This is a genomic window from Kaistella treverensis (genome assembly GCF_900114045.1).
Lineage (GTDB): Bacteria > Bacteroidota > Bacteroidia > Flavobacteriales > Weeksellaceae > Kaistella > Kaistella treverensis.
This window is the reverse complement of record NZ_FORQ01000001.1, coordinates 830,902-845,838: the sequence shown is the minus strand read 5'-3', so window position 1 is coordinate 845,838 and position 14,937 is coordinate 830,902. Positions and strand designations below refer to the sequence as shown.

The 14,937-nt window shown below is 39.2% G+C and carries 15 protein-coding genes; 10 read left to right on the top strand and 5 right to left on the bottom strand.

What is annotated here, in order from left to right; translation table 11 throughout:
* Nucleotides 1-21 precede the first annotated feature (21 nt).
* Nucleotides 22-783, top strand: a complete 762-nt coding sequence (locus tag BMZ55_RS04050) for a TatD family hydrolase (RefSeq protein WP_089818855.1) — start codon at nucleotides 22-24, stop codon at nucleotides 781-783.
* Between the two features lie 68 nt (nucleotides 784-851).
* On the opposite strand, the gene BMZ55_RS04045 is transcribed toward BMZ55_RS04050, so the two are convergent.
* The 5 genes from BMZ55_RS04045 to hpt form a co-directional block, all read right to left on the bottom strand.
* Nucleotides 852-2,102 (bottom strand): DEAD/DEAH box helicase, encoded by a 1,251-nt coding sequence (locus tag BMZ55_RS04045; protein WP_089818853.1) that lies wholly within the window; start codon nucleotides 2,100-2,102, stop codon nucleotides 852-854.
* A 205-nt stretch (nucleotides 2,103-2,307) separates the two neighbouring features.
* A complete protein-coding gene (locus BMZ55_RS04040) occupies nucleotides 2,308-2,781 on the bottom strand; it encodes a DUF6438 domain-containing protein (protein WP_089818851.1) in 474 nt (157 codons plus the stop codon).
* 89 nt (nucleotides 2,782-2,870) lie between these two features.
* Complete coding sequence (obgE, locus tag BMZ55_RS04035; protein WP_039343943.1) at nucleotides 2,871-3,854, bottom strand: GTPase ObgE; 984 nt, start codon at nucleotides 3,852-3,854, stop codon at nucleotides 2,871-2,873.
* A gap of 51 nt (nucleotides 3,855-3,905) precedes the next feature.
* Entirely contained in the window at nucleotides 3,906-4,505 is a 600-nt protein-coding gene (locus BMZ55_RS04030) for an adenylate kinase (protein WP_089818849.1), read from the bottom strand.
* A gap of 14 nt (nucleotides 4,506-4,519) precedes the next feature.
* Complete coding sequence (hpt, locus tag BMZ55_RS04025) at nucleotides 4,520-5,074, bottom strand: hypoxanthine phosphoribosyltransferase (protein WP_089818847.1); 555 nt, start codon at nucleotides 5,072-5,074, stop codon at nucleotides 4,520-4,522.
* Between the two features lie 152 nt (nucleotides 5,075-5,226).
* On the opposite strand from hpt, the gene BMZ55_RS04020 reads away from it, so the two are divergent.
* From BMZ55_RS04020 to BMZ55_RS03980, 9 genes are all read left to right on the top strand, one after another.
* Nucleotides 5,227-6,513, top strand: a complete 1,287-nt coding sequence (locus BMZ55_RS04020) for an adenylosuccinate synthase (RefSeq protein ID WP_089818845.1) — start codon at nucleotides 5,227-5,229, stop codon at nucleotides 6,511-6,513.
* Between the two features lie 226 nt (nucleotides 6,514-6,739).
* Nucleotides 6,740-7,558, top strand: coding sequence for an energy transducer TonB (locus BMZ55_RS04015; RefSeq protein ID WP_089818843.1), 819 nt, complete (start codon nucleotides 6,740-6,742; stop codon nucleotides 7,556-7,558).
* A gap of 168 nt (nucleotides 7,559-7,726) precedes the next feature.
* Entirely contained in the window at nucleotides 7,727-8,491 is a 765-nt protein-coding gene (locus BMZ55_RS04010; protein ID WP_089818841.1) for a ParA family protein, read from the top strand.
* 66 nt (nucleotides 8,492-8,557) lie between these two features.
* A complete protein-coding gene (locus BMZ55_RS04005; RefSeq protein WP_089818839.1) occupies nucleotides 8,558-9,445 on the top strand; it encodes a ParB/RepB/Spo0J family partition protein in 888 nt (295 codons plus the stop codon).
* The gene (locus tag BMZ55_RS04000; protein ID WP_089818837.1) at nucleotides 9,445-10,074 is read left to right on the top strand and encodes a DUF5683 domain-containing protein; all 630 of its coding nucleotides are present in this window, start codon (nucleotides 9,445-9,447) and stop codon (nucleotides 10,072-10,074) included. Before BMZ55_RS04005 ends, BMZ55_RS04000 begins: the two co-directional genes overlap by 1 nt.
* Before the next feature lie 21 nt (nucleotides 10,075-10,095).
* Complete coding sequence (gene dapB, locus BMZ55_RS03995; RefSeq protein WP_089818835.1) at nucleotides 10,096-10,800, top strand: 4-hydroxy-tetrahydrodipicolinate reductase; 705 nt, start codon at nucleotides 10,096-10,098, stop codon at nucleotides 10,798-10,800.
* Nucleotides 10,801-10,857: 57 nt separating this feature from the next.
* Nucleotides 10,858-12,510: a signal peptidase I gene (lepB, locus tag BMZ55_RS03990; protein WP_089818833.1), complete on the top strand. Its 1,653-nt coding sequence runs from the start codon at nucleotides 10,858-10,860 to the stop codon at nucleotides 12,508-12,510.
* Between the two features lie 46 nt (nucleotides 12,511-12,556).
* The gene (locus tag BMZ55_RS03985) at nucleotides 12,557-13,174 is read left to right on the top strand and encodes a WbqC family protein (RefSeq protein WP_089818831.1); all 618 of its coding nucleotides are present in this window, start codon (nucleotides 12,557-12,559) and stop codon (nucleotides 13,172-13,174) included.
* Nucleotides 13,171-14,871 (top strand): S8 family serine peptidase, encoded by a 1,701-nt coding sequence (locus tag BMZ55_RS03980; protein WP_089818829.1) that lies wholly within the window; start codon nucleotides 13,171-13,173, stop codon nucleotides 14,869-14,871. The genes BMZ55_RS03985 and BMZ55_RS03980 overlap by 4 nt, the downstream gene beginning before the upstream one ends.
* Nucleotides 14,872-14,937: the final 66 nt, after the last annotated feature.

Here is a 14,937-nt window from a genome sequence, read left to right as displayed (position 1 = left end):
GGCTGCAGTAAAACTACTATTATGATTGACACGCATACGCATTTATATTCCGAAGAATTCGATGAAGATCGAAACGAAATGATTGAAAGAGCTTTGAAAAAAGGTGTTTCTAAATTTTACCTGCCCGCGATCAATTCTGAAACTCACGAAAAAATGCTCAATTTAGAGGCAGAATTTCCGGGGCAGATTATTTCGATGATGGGACTTCACCCTTGTTACGTGAAAAGCGAAAATTGGGAAGAAGAACTGGAAGTTGTTTATAGATATCTGAACCTAAGAAAATTCGCCGCGATTGGTGAAATCGGTATTGATTTATATTGGGACAAAACCACGCTGGATGTTCAGGTAAAAGCCTTCGAGCAGCAGATCGACTGGGCAATTGAAAAAGATTTACCAATTGTCATCCACACGCGCGAAAGTTTTGCTGAAACTTTCGAAGTGCTAAATCGTAAAAAACACCCCAAATTGCGCGGAATTTTTCACTGCTTTTCCGGAACTCTGGAACAGGCAAAACAGGCAATTGACCTGAATTTTCTGCTCGGAATTGGTGGAGTAGTTACCTTTAAAAATGGAAAAATTGACCAGTTTCTAGGCGAAATTCCTGTACATAAAATTGTGCTCGAAACTGATTCGCCGTACTTGGCGCCAGTGCCGCACCGCGGAAAAAGAAACGAAAGTTCTTACCTCGATTTGGTTGTAGGAAAACTGGTGAATATTTACAACAAAGATTTCTCCGAAATTGACCGGATTACCACCGAAAACGCAGAAAAGTTGTTCGCATAAATTTCAGTTAAAATCAAAAAAAACCGGCTTTTAACAGGTAAAAAAGCCGGTTTTTATTTTTAAAAATTCTATCTGTTCCGCGTAAAATTGCTTTTGTTATTAGGCTTTTTACTGTGGCTGTTATTCGCCGGTGCCTGAGTTCTCGGACGGAAAGGTTTATTGTTGGAATCTCTTTTTTCTACCACCAAATTATCGGTGTGAAAAGGGTGATTTTTTTCCACCGGAATATTTTTTCCGATGAGTTTTTCTGTGTTTTTCAGGTTCAAAAGATCCAAACCATCAACAAAAGAAATGGAACTTCCTTCCGCGCCTGCTCTTCCGGTTCTGCCAATTCGGTGAACATAGGTTTCGGAAACATCGGATAATTCAAAGTTTACGACATATTTCAAGTCATCGATATCAATTCCGCGCGCGGCGATGTCGGTTGCTACCAAAATTCGGGTTTTCCCGGATTTAAAGTTGGTCAGTGCGTTTTGTCTTTGATTTTGCGATTTATTTCCGTGAATGGCTTCTGCAGAAATTTTATGACTTTGCAGTTTTCTGGCAATTTTATCCGCGCCGTGTTTTGTACGTGAAAAAACCAGAACAGATTCTTTAATATCCTGTTGAAGGATATGCGTTAAAAGTTCCAGCTTGTCATTTTTATCGACAAAATACACTTTCTGCTGAATGGTGTCTGCCGTTGCGGAAACCGGCGCAACTTCCACCTTCACAGGATTGGTCAGCATGGAGTTTGCGAGTTTACTAATTTCATCCGGAAAAGTTGCGGAGAAAAATAAAGTTTGTCTTTTTGGTGGAAGCAATTTAATAATGCGCTTTACATCGTGAACAAATCCCATGTCCAGCATTCTGTCGGCTTCGTCTAAAACAAAAACTTCAAGATGTTTTAATGAAATAATTCCCTGCGAAATAAAATCGAGCAATCTGCCAGGAGTAGCAACCAAAATATCAACGCCACGACGAAGCGCCGTTTCCTGAGCACCTTGTTTTACACCACCAAAAACTACCAGATGTCTCAATTTAAGATGTCTTCCGTAGGATTTAAAACTTTCGTCGATCTGTATTGCTAATTCGCGCGTTGGCGTAAGAATCAGCACTTTGATATTATTATTTTTTTGCTGCTTTTGCGCCAAATTTTGTAAAATCGGAATTGCAAATGCTGCAGTTTTTCCGGTTCCGGTTTGTGCGGTACCAAGCAGATCTTTGCCCTGTAAAATATGCGGAATTGATTTTTGCTGAATGGGTGTTGGTTGCGTGTAACCTTCTTCCTGAAGCGCTTTTGCGATAGGATCAATTAAGTTTAAGTCGGAAAAATTCAAATGAAATGTTTTTAATTAAAATGAAACTCGTGTCATTCTTTTTGTATGTGACGAAGAAAATGAAGTAAAAAACTTTTAGAGTTTTCAGTTCCGCAGGAAAGCGGATTCATTAAGAATGACTACGTCCATAAAAAATCCTTCCGCGAGGAAGGAATTTGGTGGTGCAAATATAGTTTAATTATTTTTAGCAGCGGTTATTTGGGAATTATTCAATTTTTGTCCAGGTTTGGCTGGTTCTTAAACTATCGAAAAACTCATACAACTTTTGCAGTTCCGGTGTGCCGTGCTTTCCATAATCTTCAATTTTTTTTACCGTTCCATCGGCGTAAGTAATGGTTAAATAAGCAGTTGGTAAATCGGTGACGTTTTTATTGCCGTAGAAATTTTTCAAATTTTTTGTCTTTAAAGCAGCGAATTTTTCCATTAATTCTGAATATTTTTCCGCATCAATTGTTCCTTTAAAATTTCCCTCGCTTTCCTGAGTTTCCGAATTTCGGGAGAAATTAAATCTTTCAGCCTCGAAAATTGCTGATCTGTCGGCATTAATTGTCATTTTATAAATCGGACAAAAACCGAAACACGCGCCGCTTTCATACTTAATGGTCATATATTCGGTATTTTTTCGCGAAGTACAGGTTGTTAAAAATAAAAGTGAAAGCAGACTGAATAGGTATTTCATAAAATTAGTTTTTGGTGGAAACTCAACTATTATTCCAAAAAAAAAAGACCTGCAAGATGCAGATCTGTATTTTTAAAAAAAATGCCGTTTTAGCCGTGTAATTTTTTCCAGATGGCGTCTTTCAGTTCCATCAAACCTTCCTGCGTGACCGCAGAAAAGAAAATCGGCTGTCTGTTTTCCGGAAATTCCTTTAAAATTTCGGTTTTCAATTCGTCATCAAGCAAATCAGCTTTTGAAACGGAAATGATATAATCTTTATCTACCAATTCCGGATTGTATTCTTTAAGCTCGTTTTCTAAAATTTTAAATTCCTGAAAATGATCTTCAGAATCAGCCGGAATTAAAAATAAAAGAATGGAATTTCGCTCGATATGTCGTAAAAAACGGTGTCCCAAACCTTTTCCTTCAGCCGCTCCTTCAATAATTCCCGGAATATCTGCCATTACGAAAGATTTGTAATTCCGGTAATCTACAATTCCTAAGTTTGGTGTTAAAGTGGTGAAGGCATAATCTGCAATCTTTGGTTTTGCTGCAGAAACCGCCGCTAGAAGGGTGGATTTTCCGGCATTCGGGAAGCCTACTAAACCTACATCAGCAAGAAGTTTAAGCTCGAAAGTCACATAACCTTCTTCGCCGGGCAATCCGGGTTGCGCGTAGCGAGGAGTTTGGTTTGTGGAGGATTTAAAATGCTCATTTCCTTTGCCGCCTTTACCGCCGTGCATGATGATAATTTCCTGCCCATGCTCCATGATTTCAGCAATTATTTCACCTTCTTCATTTTTTGCAATGGTTCCCAAAGGAACGTCGATGTAAACATCTTCACCATAAGCGCCGGTCAGTTGGTTTTTACTTCCATTCACGCCGCGTTCAGCTTTAATATGTCGGGTATAACGCAGCGGAAGTAAGGTCCACTCGTGGGAATCACCTCGTAGGATAATGTGACCGCCGCGGCCGCCATCTCCACCATCGGGACCGCCTTTTGGAACATATTTTTCCCGGTTAAGGTGTGCGGAACCTGCGCCGCCGTGACCACTTTTACAATGGATTTTTACGTAATCTACGAAATTTGACATTTTGTGTTTGTTTTCTAGCCGGACTAAATCTTTAAGTGAGATTTTAAATCCTTAATCCTGCACTGAGGATTTATTTTTCAGTTTTGCCACTTCGGCAAAAAGTTTTTCGGAAATTTCGGAAATATCACCAACTCCGTTTATTTCCACATATTTTCCCTGTTGTTTGTACAATTCTGCAACTTCGGCAGTTTTAGAATAATATTCGGCGATTCTGTTTGCGATGATTTCTTTGTTGGAATCATCTTTTCTACCGCTTGTTTCGCCTCTTTTTAGCAATCTTTCTACTAATATTTCATCATCTACAACCAGCGAAAGGCAAATATCGATGGAGCTGTTTAAGACGTCTTTTACAATGTTTTCAAGCGCTTCGGTTTGTGTTGCGGTGCGTGGGAAACCATCAAAAATATATCCTTCTGCGTCGCACGGTTTGTTTAATTCATCAATCAGCATGTCGATGGTTACCTGATCCGGAACAAGCTCACCTTTTTCAATATACGATTTTGCCAAGGTACCTAAAGCCGTATCATTTTTCATATTGTACCGGAAAAGATCGCCGGTTGAAATTTGCTTCAGGTTAAATTTTTCAATTAAATTCTGCGCTTGTGTGCCTTTTCCGCTTCCGGGAGGACCAAAGAGAACGATGTTTATCATTTTATCAGATTATATTAGTGATTGATTCTTCCTTCTGCCAATTGATATAAATCCGGAAGATTTCTACCCAATTCATCGTAATCTAATCCGTAACCAAGTACGAATTTGTTCGGAATTTCCTTCGCCACATAGTCGATTTTAAATTCCTTTTTATATACATCGGGTTTCAGCAAAAGCGTAGCAATACGTAAAGATTTTGGGCGCTGCGTATTTTTAAAATATTCAAATAAACTTTCAATCGTATTCCCCGTGTCCACAATATCTTCCATAAGGATGATGTGTCGGCCTTCAACTTCTTTGGTCAAATCCATTTTTTTGTAGACAATTCCGGTAGAAGTGGTGCCGGAGTATGAACTCATCTGGATAAAAGCGATTTCACACTTTCCCGGATAATGCTTTAGAAAATCGGAAAAAAACATGATTACACCGTTTAAAACTCCAATGAAAACTGGTGTTTCATCTTTGTAATCCTCGTAAACCTTTAAAGCGAGATCTTTAATGATGGTTTGTATTTCATCATGAGTAAGATAGGGTACGAATTCTTTATCGTGAACTTTTACTACTTTCATTTGATTTTTAAAGCGCAAATTTAGCGAATTTATTCGAAACGTAAGTTTTCTAAATGTATTCGATTACAGCGTTTCTGCCGAAATAGCGCTATTAAATTTGTTCACCTTTATTATTAAATCTATTTTTGTAGCAATCTAAAAAAAGTAAAAATATGGCAACTTACGTTGTGGTGGGTCTTCAGTATGGTGATGAAGGCAAGGGTAAAATTACGGACGTACTTTCGGCAAAATCCGATTACGTAGTGCGCTTCCAGGGTGGTGATAACGCGGGTCATACCGTCTACGCTGGCGAGGAAAAATTTGTTTTGCACCTGCTTCCTTCGGGAGTTTTACAGTGCCCGGGCAAATGCATCATCGCGAACGGAGTGGTGGTAAACCCGAAAGCTTTTATGCACGAAATTTCCCAGATTGAAGAGAAAGGAATGCGCACCGACCACGTTTTTATCAGCCGCAGAGCACACGTAATTATGCCTTACCATATTTTGCTTGATACTTACCGGGAAGAGGAAGAAGGCGGCACGCAAATCGGAACCACAAAAAAAGGAATCGGGCCGTGTTATGAAGATAAAATTGCGCGCGTCGGAATCCGGATGGTGGATTTGCTGAATCCTGAAGTTTTAGCCGAGAAAATCCGCAAAAACCTTAAAATTAAAAATTCGCTGTTCGAAAAATATTTCGAAAAACCAGGCATTGAGTTTGAAGAAATTTATAAAGAATTCCTGGAAATCGGGCAGAAATTAAAACACAGAATTGTAGATACCGAAGTTGAATTAAACCAAGCCATTCACGACGGTAAAAATATTTTATTCGAAGGCGCACAAGCTTTGATGCTTGATATTGATTTTGGAACTTATCCATACGTAACGTCGTCATCGCCGTCTACTGGCGGAGTTTGCACAGGCGCAGGTGTTCCGCCGACAAGCCTTCAGAACTTAATCGGTGTTGCAAAAGCTTATACAACACGCGTTGGTAACGGACCTTTTCCAACGGAACTGAATGATGAACTTGGAGAAAAAATGCGCAAAGTAGGGCAAGAATTTGGTGCAACTACTGGAAGACCAAGAAGAACTGGCTGGCTGGATTTGGTTTCATTAAAGCACGCGACAATGATTAACGGAATTAACAATCTTGTAATTACCAAACTCGATGTGCTTTCCGGGATTTCTTCTTTGAAAATCGCGACAAAATATAAAACCGAAGACGGAAAGATCATCGATTATTTCACTTCTTCCACCACAAAGCTTTATAATTACGAACCGATTTATGAAGAATTGGAAGGTTGGAATGAAGATATTTCCCACGCAAGAACTTACGATGAACTTCCAAACAACGCGAAAAAATATATCGAATTTATCGAGGATTATTTAGGAATCAATGTTTATTTGGTTTCCGTAGGCCCCGAAAGAAGTCAGAATATTATCCGAAAAGAATTATTTTAAGGTAAAAGCCACTTTTTTTTCGATTTTTCAATGTAAGCCACCAATTCCTGGTGGCTTTTTGCTGTTTTTTATTGAAATTATTTATTCGTTATGTATTGCTTTATTTTATTTAAAATTGGTAAAAAAGTGGTTTAAAATTTGATAAATATTTAGCAGTTAGTTTATATTTCAATAAATATAATAATTCGTAGTGTTTTTACAATTTTCTAAACCTTTTAAATTTTAAATGATGAAACCTCTACTTCAAAACCAGGAATTTCAGCTCGACGAAATCCTCTTCGAGAACAGAAACAAAGCGTACGGTGCTTATGTTTTAAGACATGACGCTGACCGGATTTTAACCAAAGCATTATTTTTAGGAATTGGGCTTTTTGCCGCATTCGCGATCACGCCGTTGGCCATCAACGCATTTTCTGCTCCCGCAGTGGAAAATATTCCGACAACAGCTCCGCCAACAATTTTAAAAAATGTTGACCGGGTGGACGATCCTGAAATTCAGCCGGTTAAACCCGAAATTAAAGTTCCCGTAAACACAGTAGATTCGCGCGTTGTGACACCCACTAGAAATGCAAAAGTTGAAACGGTAATGCCAAAGCAAACCGAAAAAGTTGATGCTGTTTTAGGAACTGAAAATATCAGCGGTAAAGCACCGGAAATTTCCTATCAGGCGCCGCCAACAACCACAATCGGTACTGCTTTTCCTGAAATTACTGTCCCAAAACCAGTTGATAATTCACCAAAAACGCAGGTTGATGTTCAGGCGGTTTTTAACGGTGGAATTGATGCTTTCCGCAACAAGGTCATCAACAATTTTGATACTTCGGTGATGGAAGGAACGGGCGAAGTTGTGCGAACAACCGTGGTTTTCATCGTTGAAAAAGACGGTACCATCAGCGAAGTAAAAGCAACCGGACCAAACGCAGATTTTAACCGCGCCGCAGAAAAAACCATCCGTTCCGTGAAAGGAAAATGGACACCGGCAAAAATAAAAGGCGACAATGTGAGAAGCTTTTTTAATTTTCCAATCTCCATGCAGTTTGAATAAATTCCGGGCTAAAACGGCATTTTTTTACTTATCCACAAAAGATTAACTTTTGTGGATAATTATTTGGTGCTGTAACGTGCTTTTTTACAGGATTTTAACTTTATCATCAGCATTGTCATTTCTTTAAAAATGATAAAAAAGTGTACTTTTGGAAATTAAATTTTTATAATGGCGAAAATCATCGGAGTTGCTAATCAAAAAGGTGGTGTAGGTAAAACCACCACGGCGGTAAATCTTGCAGCAGCATTGGGCGTTTTAGAGAAGAAAATATTGCTCATTGATGCAGATCCGCAGGCGAATGCAACCTCAGGTTTGGGTATTGATGAGGCAAATTTTTCCACCTACAATTTACTGGAACATAGCGCAGATGCGCAGCAATGCATTCAGAAAACGGCTTCGCCGAATTTGGATATCATTCCGTCACACATCGATTTGGTGGCAGCTGAAATAGAGCTGGTTGACCGCGAAAACCGCGAATATATGCTTCGTAAAGCATTGAATACAATTCGCAATCAGTACGATTATATTATTATCGACTGTGCACCGAGTTTAGGTCTCATTACAGTAAACGCTTTAACAGCGGCTGATTCGGTGATTATTCCGATTCAATGTGAATATTTTGCATTGGAAGGTTTAGGAAAACTGCTGAATACGATTAAAAATGTTCAGAAAATTCACAACAAAGATTTGGATATTGAAGGTCTATTGCTGACGATGTTCGATTCGCGCCTGCGACTTTCAAATCAGGTGGTGGAAGAAGTTCACCTGCATTTTCCCGAAATGGTTTTCGAAACAATTATCAGCCGAAATGTGCGTTTAAGTGAAGCACCGAGTTTTGGTGAAAGTATTTTGAACTACGATGCCGAAAGTAAAGGCGCGATTCAGTATTTGCAACTTGCCGAAGAGGTTTTGCTTAAAAACACAAAAAATTAATGAATTTGTAACCAAATTTGTACATTGGATTTTGCTTGACAGCAAAACTCCGGAAAAAACTCCATCATGAAAGATAAAAAAAGAGCAATGGGCCGCGGTTTAGGTGCAATTTTAAGCGCCGAATCAAAAGCCTCTGTAAATTCAGCGACAGACGAAGGTGCAGATAAATTTGTTGGAAATATTATGGAAGTTGCGTTGGATGATATCGATCCCAATGCTGCGCAGCCACGAACTTATTTCGATGAAAAAGCTTTAAATGATTTAGCACAATCCATCAAAAACTTAGGTTTAATTCAGCCGATAACGCTTCGGAAAGAAGGCAGCCGCTTTATCATTATTTCCGGTGAAAGACGTTTCCGCGCCAGTAAATTGGCTGGTTTAACCAGTGTTCCCGCGTATATCCGTTTGGTGAATGACCAGGAATTGCTCGAAATGGCTTTGGTGGAAAATATCCAACGAGAAGACTTGGACGCGATTGAAATTGCGTTGACTTACCAACGTTTGCTTGAAGAAATCGGTCTTACGCAGGAATCCTTAAGCCACCGAATTGGTAAGGAAAGAAGCACCATCACCAATTCCATCAGATTACTAAGACTTTCACCAGACATTCAAAACGCGATTCGCAGCGGCGAAATTTCTGCTGGACACGGTCGGGCGCTTGTCAGCATTGAAGATGCGGAACATCAGCAAAATTTATTTAAAAAAATAATTTTAGGAAACTTAAGTGTCCGTCAAACCGAACAGGAAGCGGCAAATCTGAAAAATCCGAAAACAGCAAATCAGAAAAAAACGGCCGTTTTGCCCAATATTTATAAAAAGGCAGAAAAAAATCTCGCTGATATTTTAGACGTTAAAGTGGAAATTAAAACCGCTTCAAACGGCAAAAAAGGTAAGATCGTCCTCGATTTTAAAAACGAAGAACAGTTGGAACAAATTCTTTCACACTTTAATTAATGCATAAAAACTTTGCTTTTTTCTGTTTTTTATTTTCCACAATGCTTTTCGCGCAGATAAGCCCGAAGGATACCATTCGGGTAGAAAATTATCCAACCGATTCGGTTTCTACGGTGAAAAAACCAAGCGAAATCCAAGTATATTCAGACATTAAAGCAGCGAACGCGTCGACAAAGACCATGAAATTCAACCCGACGCGCGCCGGCTTGTATTCTGCAGTTTTACCTGGTTTAGGGCAATATTACAACAGAAAATACTGGAAAATCCCGATTGTATGGGGCGCAATTGGTACGGGAGTAGGAATTACGATGTGGAATCAAAAACAATATACGCGGTACCGAAATGCTTTTGTAGCCGAATTAAACGGCCAAAAGCACGAGTTTTCAGATATCCCGGGTGTTACAAAAGAGGTTTTGGGCCGCACGCAGGACCGGGTAAAAAGACAGCGAGATTACGCCATTGCCATCACCAGTCTTTTATATGTTTTAAATATCGTAGATGCTGTCGTGGATGCGCATCTTTATGAAGGTAGAAAAGATCCGGATCTGGCGGTAAAACCTACGGTGATTTTCGATGAATTCGGAAAAAACGCCTCCAACGCTGGTCTTAGTTTGAGTTATAATTTTTAAAGATCTTTTTGATATAAAATCATGAAAATAGCATTAGTTGGATACGGAAAAATGGGCAAAATCATTGGAGAAATTGCCGAAAAAAAAGGGCATGAAGTTGTCGCGCGCCTGAATGAGACACCGACGGTTGAAAATCTGAATAATCCGGATGTCGTGATTGAATTTTCGAATCCTGAAGTTGCTTTTGAAAATATAAAGATTTGCCTTGAAAACCAGATTCCAGTAGTTTGCGGAACCACCGGCTGGCTGGACCGCAAAAGCGAAGTTGAGGAAATTGCAAAGCAAAATAACACCGCTTTTTTATACGGTTCAAATTTTTCCTTGGGGGTTAATTTATTTTTCGCTTTAAATGAAAAATTAGCTGCTTTAATGAAAGATTTTTCGGAATATCAGGTCCAAATGGAAGAAATTCATCATACCCAGAAAAAAGATGCGCCAAGCGGCACCGCGATCACTTTAGCTGAAGGAATAATCAAAAATGATTCGCGCTTCAATAGCTGGAAACTGGAAGAAACTGAAAATAAAGAACTCGGCATTTTCGCCCTTCGCGAAGACGATGTTCCGGGCACACACAGCATTTTTTACCGAAGTGAAGTGGATGAAATTGAAATCAAACATACGGCTTACAACCGAAACGGTTTTGCTGTTGGCGCAGTAATCGCCGCTGAATGGATTATCGGTAAAACCGGAAATTTTTCAATGCAGGATGTACTTTTCAGCAAGTAGATTTGCTTTCTGTAACAATATATAGCTTTTCTAAACTAATAGCGTAAGCAAAACAATATGAATTACTTTCTTACTTATTTAATCTATGTGGTTATCCTTTCCGTTTTAATGGGGATTTCTACGTGGAAGCTTTTCAAAAAAATGGGTTACAATCCGCTTTTTTCTTTTGTTCCGTTTTACAATTATTATATCGTACAAAAAGAAACCGGTCACCCGAAATGGTGGGTGGCGCTTGCATATTTACCGATCGTCGGACCGATAATGATGACAGTTTTCCACTTGTTCTTAATGAAACATTTCGGTAAGTCAAGTTTCGTACAAAAATTATTGACGGTTATTTTGCCATTTTTTTACATGGCGTACGTAAACTATTTCGAGAAACCGGAGGTTGAAACTGAAGATGATTTATATTTAACAACTGAAGAAAAAGAAGACAAGAAAAAGGAAACTTTTGTTGGTTCCATCACTTTTGCGGTGGTTTTCGCAACGGTAATTCATGTTTTCGCTACGCAGCCTTTCGGTATTCCGACAGGTTCTATGGAAAGAACGTTAATGGTTGGTGATTTCCTTTTTGTAAATAAATGGACCTACGGTTTCCGCATGCCGATGCGTCCTTTAGCAATAGCGTTTTTGCAGGGAACCATTATGGATACAGGCGAAAAAGGTAATCCGAAAGATGATCCAAAATCTTACGTTGAAGCTGTAAAATTACCTTACCAAAGAATTTTTCAGTTTAAAAAGCCACAGCGAAATGACATTGTGGTTTTCAACTATCCGCGGGATTCCGTGCACGTCGCCACAGACCGAAAGGATCCGTATGTGAAAAGATGTGTGGCCGTTGCGGGCGACGTATTGGAAATGCGCGCCGGTAGACTTTTTGTGAATGGAAAACCTGAAGTGGTTTTAGGTGATCAGCAAAAACAGCATAAATATATCGCAACTACAGGAAGTCAGCTGGATATTCCGGCTTTGTATAAAATTTATGGTTTTCTGCCGGTGCAGGAAATTCAGACCGAAAGCGGCTTTATTTATGATTTTCAGGGACTTACGGATAAAACTGCTAAAGAAATTGGTGAGCTTCCGCAAATTATCGATTTAAAAGAACATATCTGGGACAAAGATTCAGCTGCAATTTCTTATAAAATTAATGCTGAACGCGATGCCTACACCAAAAATATCGACACTACACAATCTATTTTCCCGATTAACAAAAAATGGAATCAGGACTGGTACGGTCCGCTCAGAATTCCGAAAAAAGGTGATGTTGTACAGTTGAATCAGGAAACTTTGCCCGAATACCGCTGGATAATTTCCGAATATGAACATCATCATTTGGAAAATAAAAATGGTAAAGTTTATATCGACGGAAAAGAAACCACACAATATACCATCGAACAAGATTATTATATGATGATCGGTGACAACCGTGATGCCTCTTTGGACGCGCGTTTTTTTGGTTTCGTACCGGAAGAAAATATCGTGGGTTCGCCCATGTTCACCTGGTTAAGTGTGGAAGGACTTTTCGCGGATAACAGTTCTACTTACCAACCAGCTGGAAAAACCATTCGTTGGGACCGCATGTTTAAAGCTACAAATACCGGGGAAGCAGAAAAAACTTCCTATTGGTGGGTCGCCGCGCTGCTGCTGCTCGTGTTCTTTGGCTGGGATTACATCATCAAACTCTTCAAGAAAAAAGATACAGAACAATAAGATTAAAGCGCGTTTATTCGCGCTTTTTTTACCATAATTTTACAAAATGAAAATTTTATTACCCATATTTTATTTGCCGCCAGTTTCCTGGTTCAGTGTTTTTTTAGCGCCGGAAAATGAAATTATTTTTGAACAGTTTGAGAATTTTCCGAAACAGACTTTCCGTAACCGTACAAATATTTACGGTGCAAACGGCAAATTATCTTTAATCATTCCGATGAATCATAATGGCACTCGCGTGATTAAAGATATTGAAGTTTCAACGCGGGAAAAATGGCAAAAACTGCACTGGAAGTCGGTAAAAACTGCTTATCAAACCACACCGTATTTTGAATTTTATGAAGATCAGCTTGAAGAAATCTACACTTTTAAGACAAAATCGCTGCAGGAATTTAACTTACACGCGCTGAAAGTCATCCAAAAGATTCTGAAAACTGAAAAAAAATATACTTTTAGCTCGGAATATTTTGCTGAACCGGATGCCGTGGATTATCGCAATCACTTTTCAGCAAAACAGGCTTCAGAGCAGGTTTTTGAAGAATACTTCCAGTCATTTTCAGATAAATACGGCTTTCTTCCGGATCTTTCAATTCTGGATTTAATTTGTAACAAAGGTCCGGAATCTCTTACTTATATTAAAAATCAACATAAATCAATCATATGAAAAAAATACTTATTGCGGCGTACTTCATGACAGGTTTCGCCACTTTCGCACAAACAACGGAGACCCCTTTGGATCCGATGAAGGACCAAAAATTAATGACCTGGTATCATGAGGATTTCGGTTCTTCCAATGTTTATGGTGTGAATACACAGAACGCTTATAAATATCTGGAATCTAAAGGTTTGAAGCCAAAACCTGTTATTGTTGGTGTTCTGGACAGCGGGGTGGAAGTGGATCATCCGGGTTTGATAAAAAATATGTGGAAAAACCCAAATGAAGTTCCGAATAACGGTAAAGATGATGACAAAAACGGTTACATCGATGATGTTTATGGCTGGAATTTCAGCGGCGGAAAAAACGGTGATATCGACGTAGATAATATGGAAGTAACGCGCGTGGTGAAAAAATATCAGTCAGTTTTCGAAGGTCCTGACTCTGCTAAAAATAAAGAAAATCAGGCTAAAATGCCGGAAATTTTTGACATGTATATGAAGTCAAAACAGATTTTTACCAAAAAAAGCATTGACGCAAAACAAAACTACGAAACTTATAAAAGAATCAGTGATAATATTCCGGCCATCATTTCAATGTTGAACGGACAGAATTTATCTCCCGTCGCAGTTGCCGCATTAAAGCCAACAACACCGGAACAGGCTATGGCGGTTTCGGTTTTAAGTCAAGTTGTGCGTGATCCCGAAATTACCGGAAAATCACCTGCTGAAGTTCAGACTTTTTTAACTTCTCAGATGAAAGAAGCTTTGGATTATTATGGTCCGCAGGCAACAAAACAGTATAATTTAGACTATGATCCGCGTGCTGAAATTGTGGGCGATAAATACGACGATTACTCTGAAAGATATTATGGCAATAATCATTTCGAAGGTCCGGACGCTACGCACGGCACCCACGTCGCCGGTATCATCGCCGGCTTGCCAAACGGTGAACATGTACAATATGGTGTAGGTTATAAAACTGCAAAAATTATGACCGTTCGCGCAGTGCCGGATGGTGATGAGCGTGATAAAGATGTTGCAAATGCCATTCGATATGCGGTAGATAACGGTGCTAAAATTTTAAATATGAGTTTCGGAAAACCTGTGTCACCCGGGAGAGATGTAGTGTGGGATGCTTTTAAATATGCCGAAGACAAAGGTGTTTTGCTTGTAAAAGCCGCAGGAAATGAAAATGAAAATATCGCAGAAAATGTGTATTTTCCTACGAATTATAAAAAAGCAACAGACGAGAAACCGTTCATCAATAATATGATTGTGGTAGGTGCGTCAACAAACGATAACGAGTTTTTGCGTGCAGATTTCTCTAACTACAACCAGAAGATGGTAAATGTTTTTGCACCAGGTTCAAAAATTTATTCAACCGTTCCGGATGGTAAATATGATTATTTGCAGGGAACGTCAATGGCTTCACCTGTAGTTGCTGGCGCAGCTTCAATTTTAATGGCTTATATGCCGAATCTTACGCCGGCGCAAGTGATTGAATCATTGGTGAAAACCAGCAACAAGTCATCGGTAAACGCAATGATTAATTCTAACGAAAATAACAGATTTGATTTAATTTCTGAATCTGGTGGTGTGATCGATGTTCGCAAGGCTGCAGAATATGCTTATACGCATTTCTATAAGCCAATGCCAACGAAAATAATTCCGGCTCAAAACAAAAGAGCGAAGGTGAAGAAATAAAAATTCCGAGCTTAAATTACCAAAAAATCCGATTCGTCGGATTTTTTTGCTTATCTAATAATGGCA

Coding starts and splice junctions, on each gene's coding strand:
- BMZ55_RS04050 (WP_089818855.1), top strand. CDS start 22: ATGATTGACACGCATACGCATTTATATTCCGAAGAATTCGATGAAGAT.
- BMZ55_RS04040 (WP_089818851.1), bottom strand. CDS start 2,781: ATGAAATACCTATTCAGTCTGCTTTCACTTTTATTTTTAACAACCTGT.
- obgE (WP_039343943.1), bottom strand. CDS start 3,854: ATGTCAAATTTCGTAGATTACGTAAAAATCCATTGTAAAAGTGGTCAC.
- BMZ55_RS04030 (WP_089818849.1), bottom strand. CDS start 4,505: ATGATAAACATCGTTCTCTTTGGTCCTCCCGGAAGCGGAAAAGGCACA.
- hpt (WP_089818847.1), bottom strand. CDS start 5,074: ATGAAAGTAGTAAAAGTTCACGATAAAGAATTCGTACCCTATCTTACT.
- BMZ55_RS04020 (WP_089818845.1), top strand. CDS start 5,227: ATGGCAACTTACGTTGTGGTGGGTCTTCAGTATGGTGATGAAGGCAAG.
- BMZ55_RS04015 (WP_089818843.1), top strand. CDS start 6,740: ATGATGAAACCTCTACTTCAAAACCAGGAATTTCAGCTCGACGAAATC.
- BMZ55_RS04010 (WP_089818841.1), top strand. CDS start 7,727: ATGGCGAAAATCATCGGAGTTGCTAATCAAAAAGGTGGTGTAGGTAAA.
- BMZ55_RS04005 (WP_089818839.1), top strand. CDS start 8,558: ATGAAAGATAAAAAAAGAGCAATGGGCCGCGGTTTAGGTGCAATTTTA.
- BMZ55_RS04000 (WP_089818837.1), top strand. CDS start 9,445: ATGCATAAAAACTTTGCTTTTTTCTGTTTTTTATTTTCCACAATGCTT.
- dapB (WP_089818835.1), top strand. CDS start 10,096: ATGAAAATAGCATTAGTTGGATACGGAAAAATGGGCAAAATCATTGGA.
- lepB (WP_089818833.1), top strand. CDS start 10,858: ATGAATTACTTTCTTACTTATTTAATCTATGTGGTTATCCTTTCCGTT.
- BMZ55_RS03985 (WP_089818831.1), top strand. CDS start 12,557: ATGAAAATTTTATTACCCATATTTTATTTGCCGCCAGTTTCCTGGTTC.
- BMZ55_RS03980 (WP_089818829.1), top strand. CDS start 13,171: ATGAAAAAAATACTTATTGCGGCGTACTTCATGACAGGTTTCGCCACT.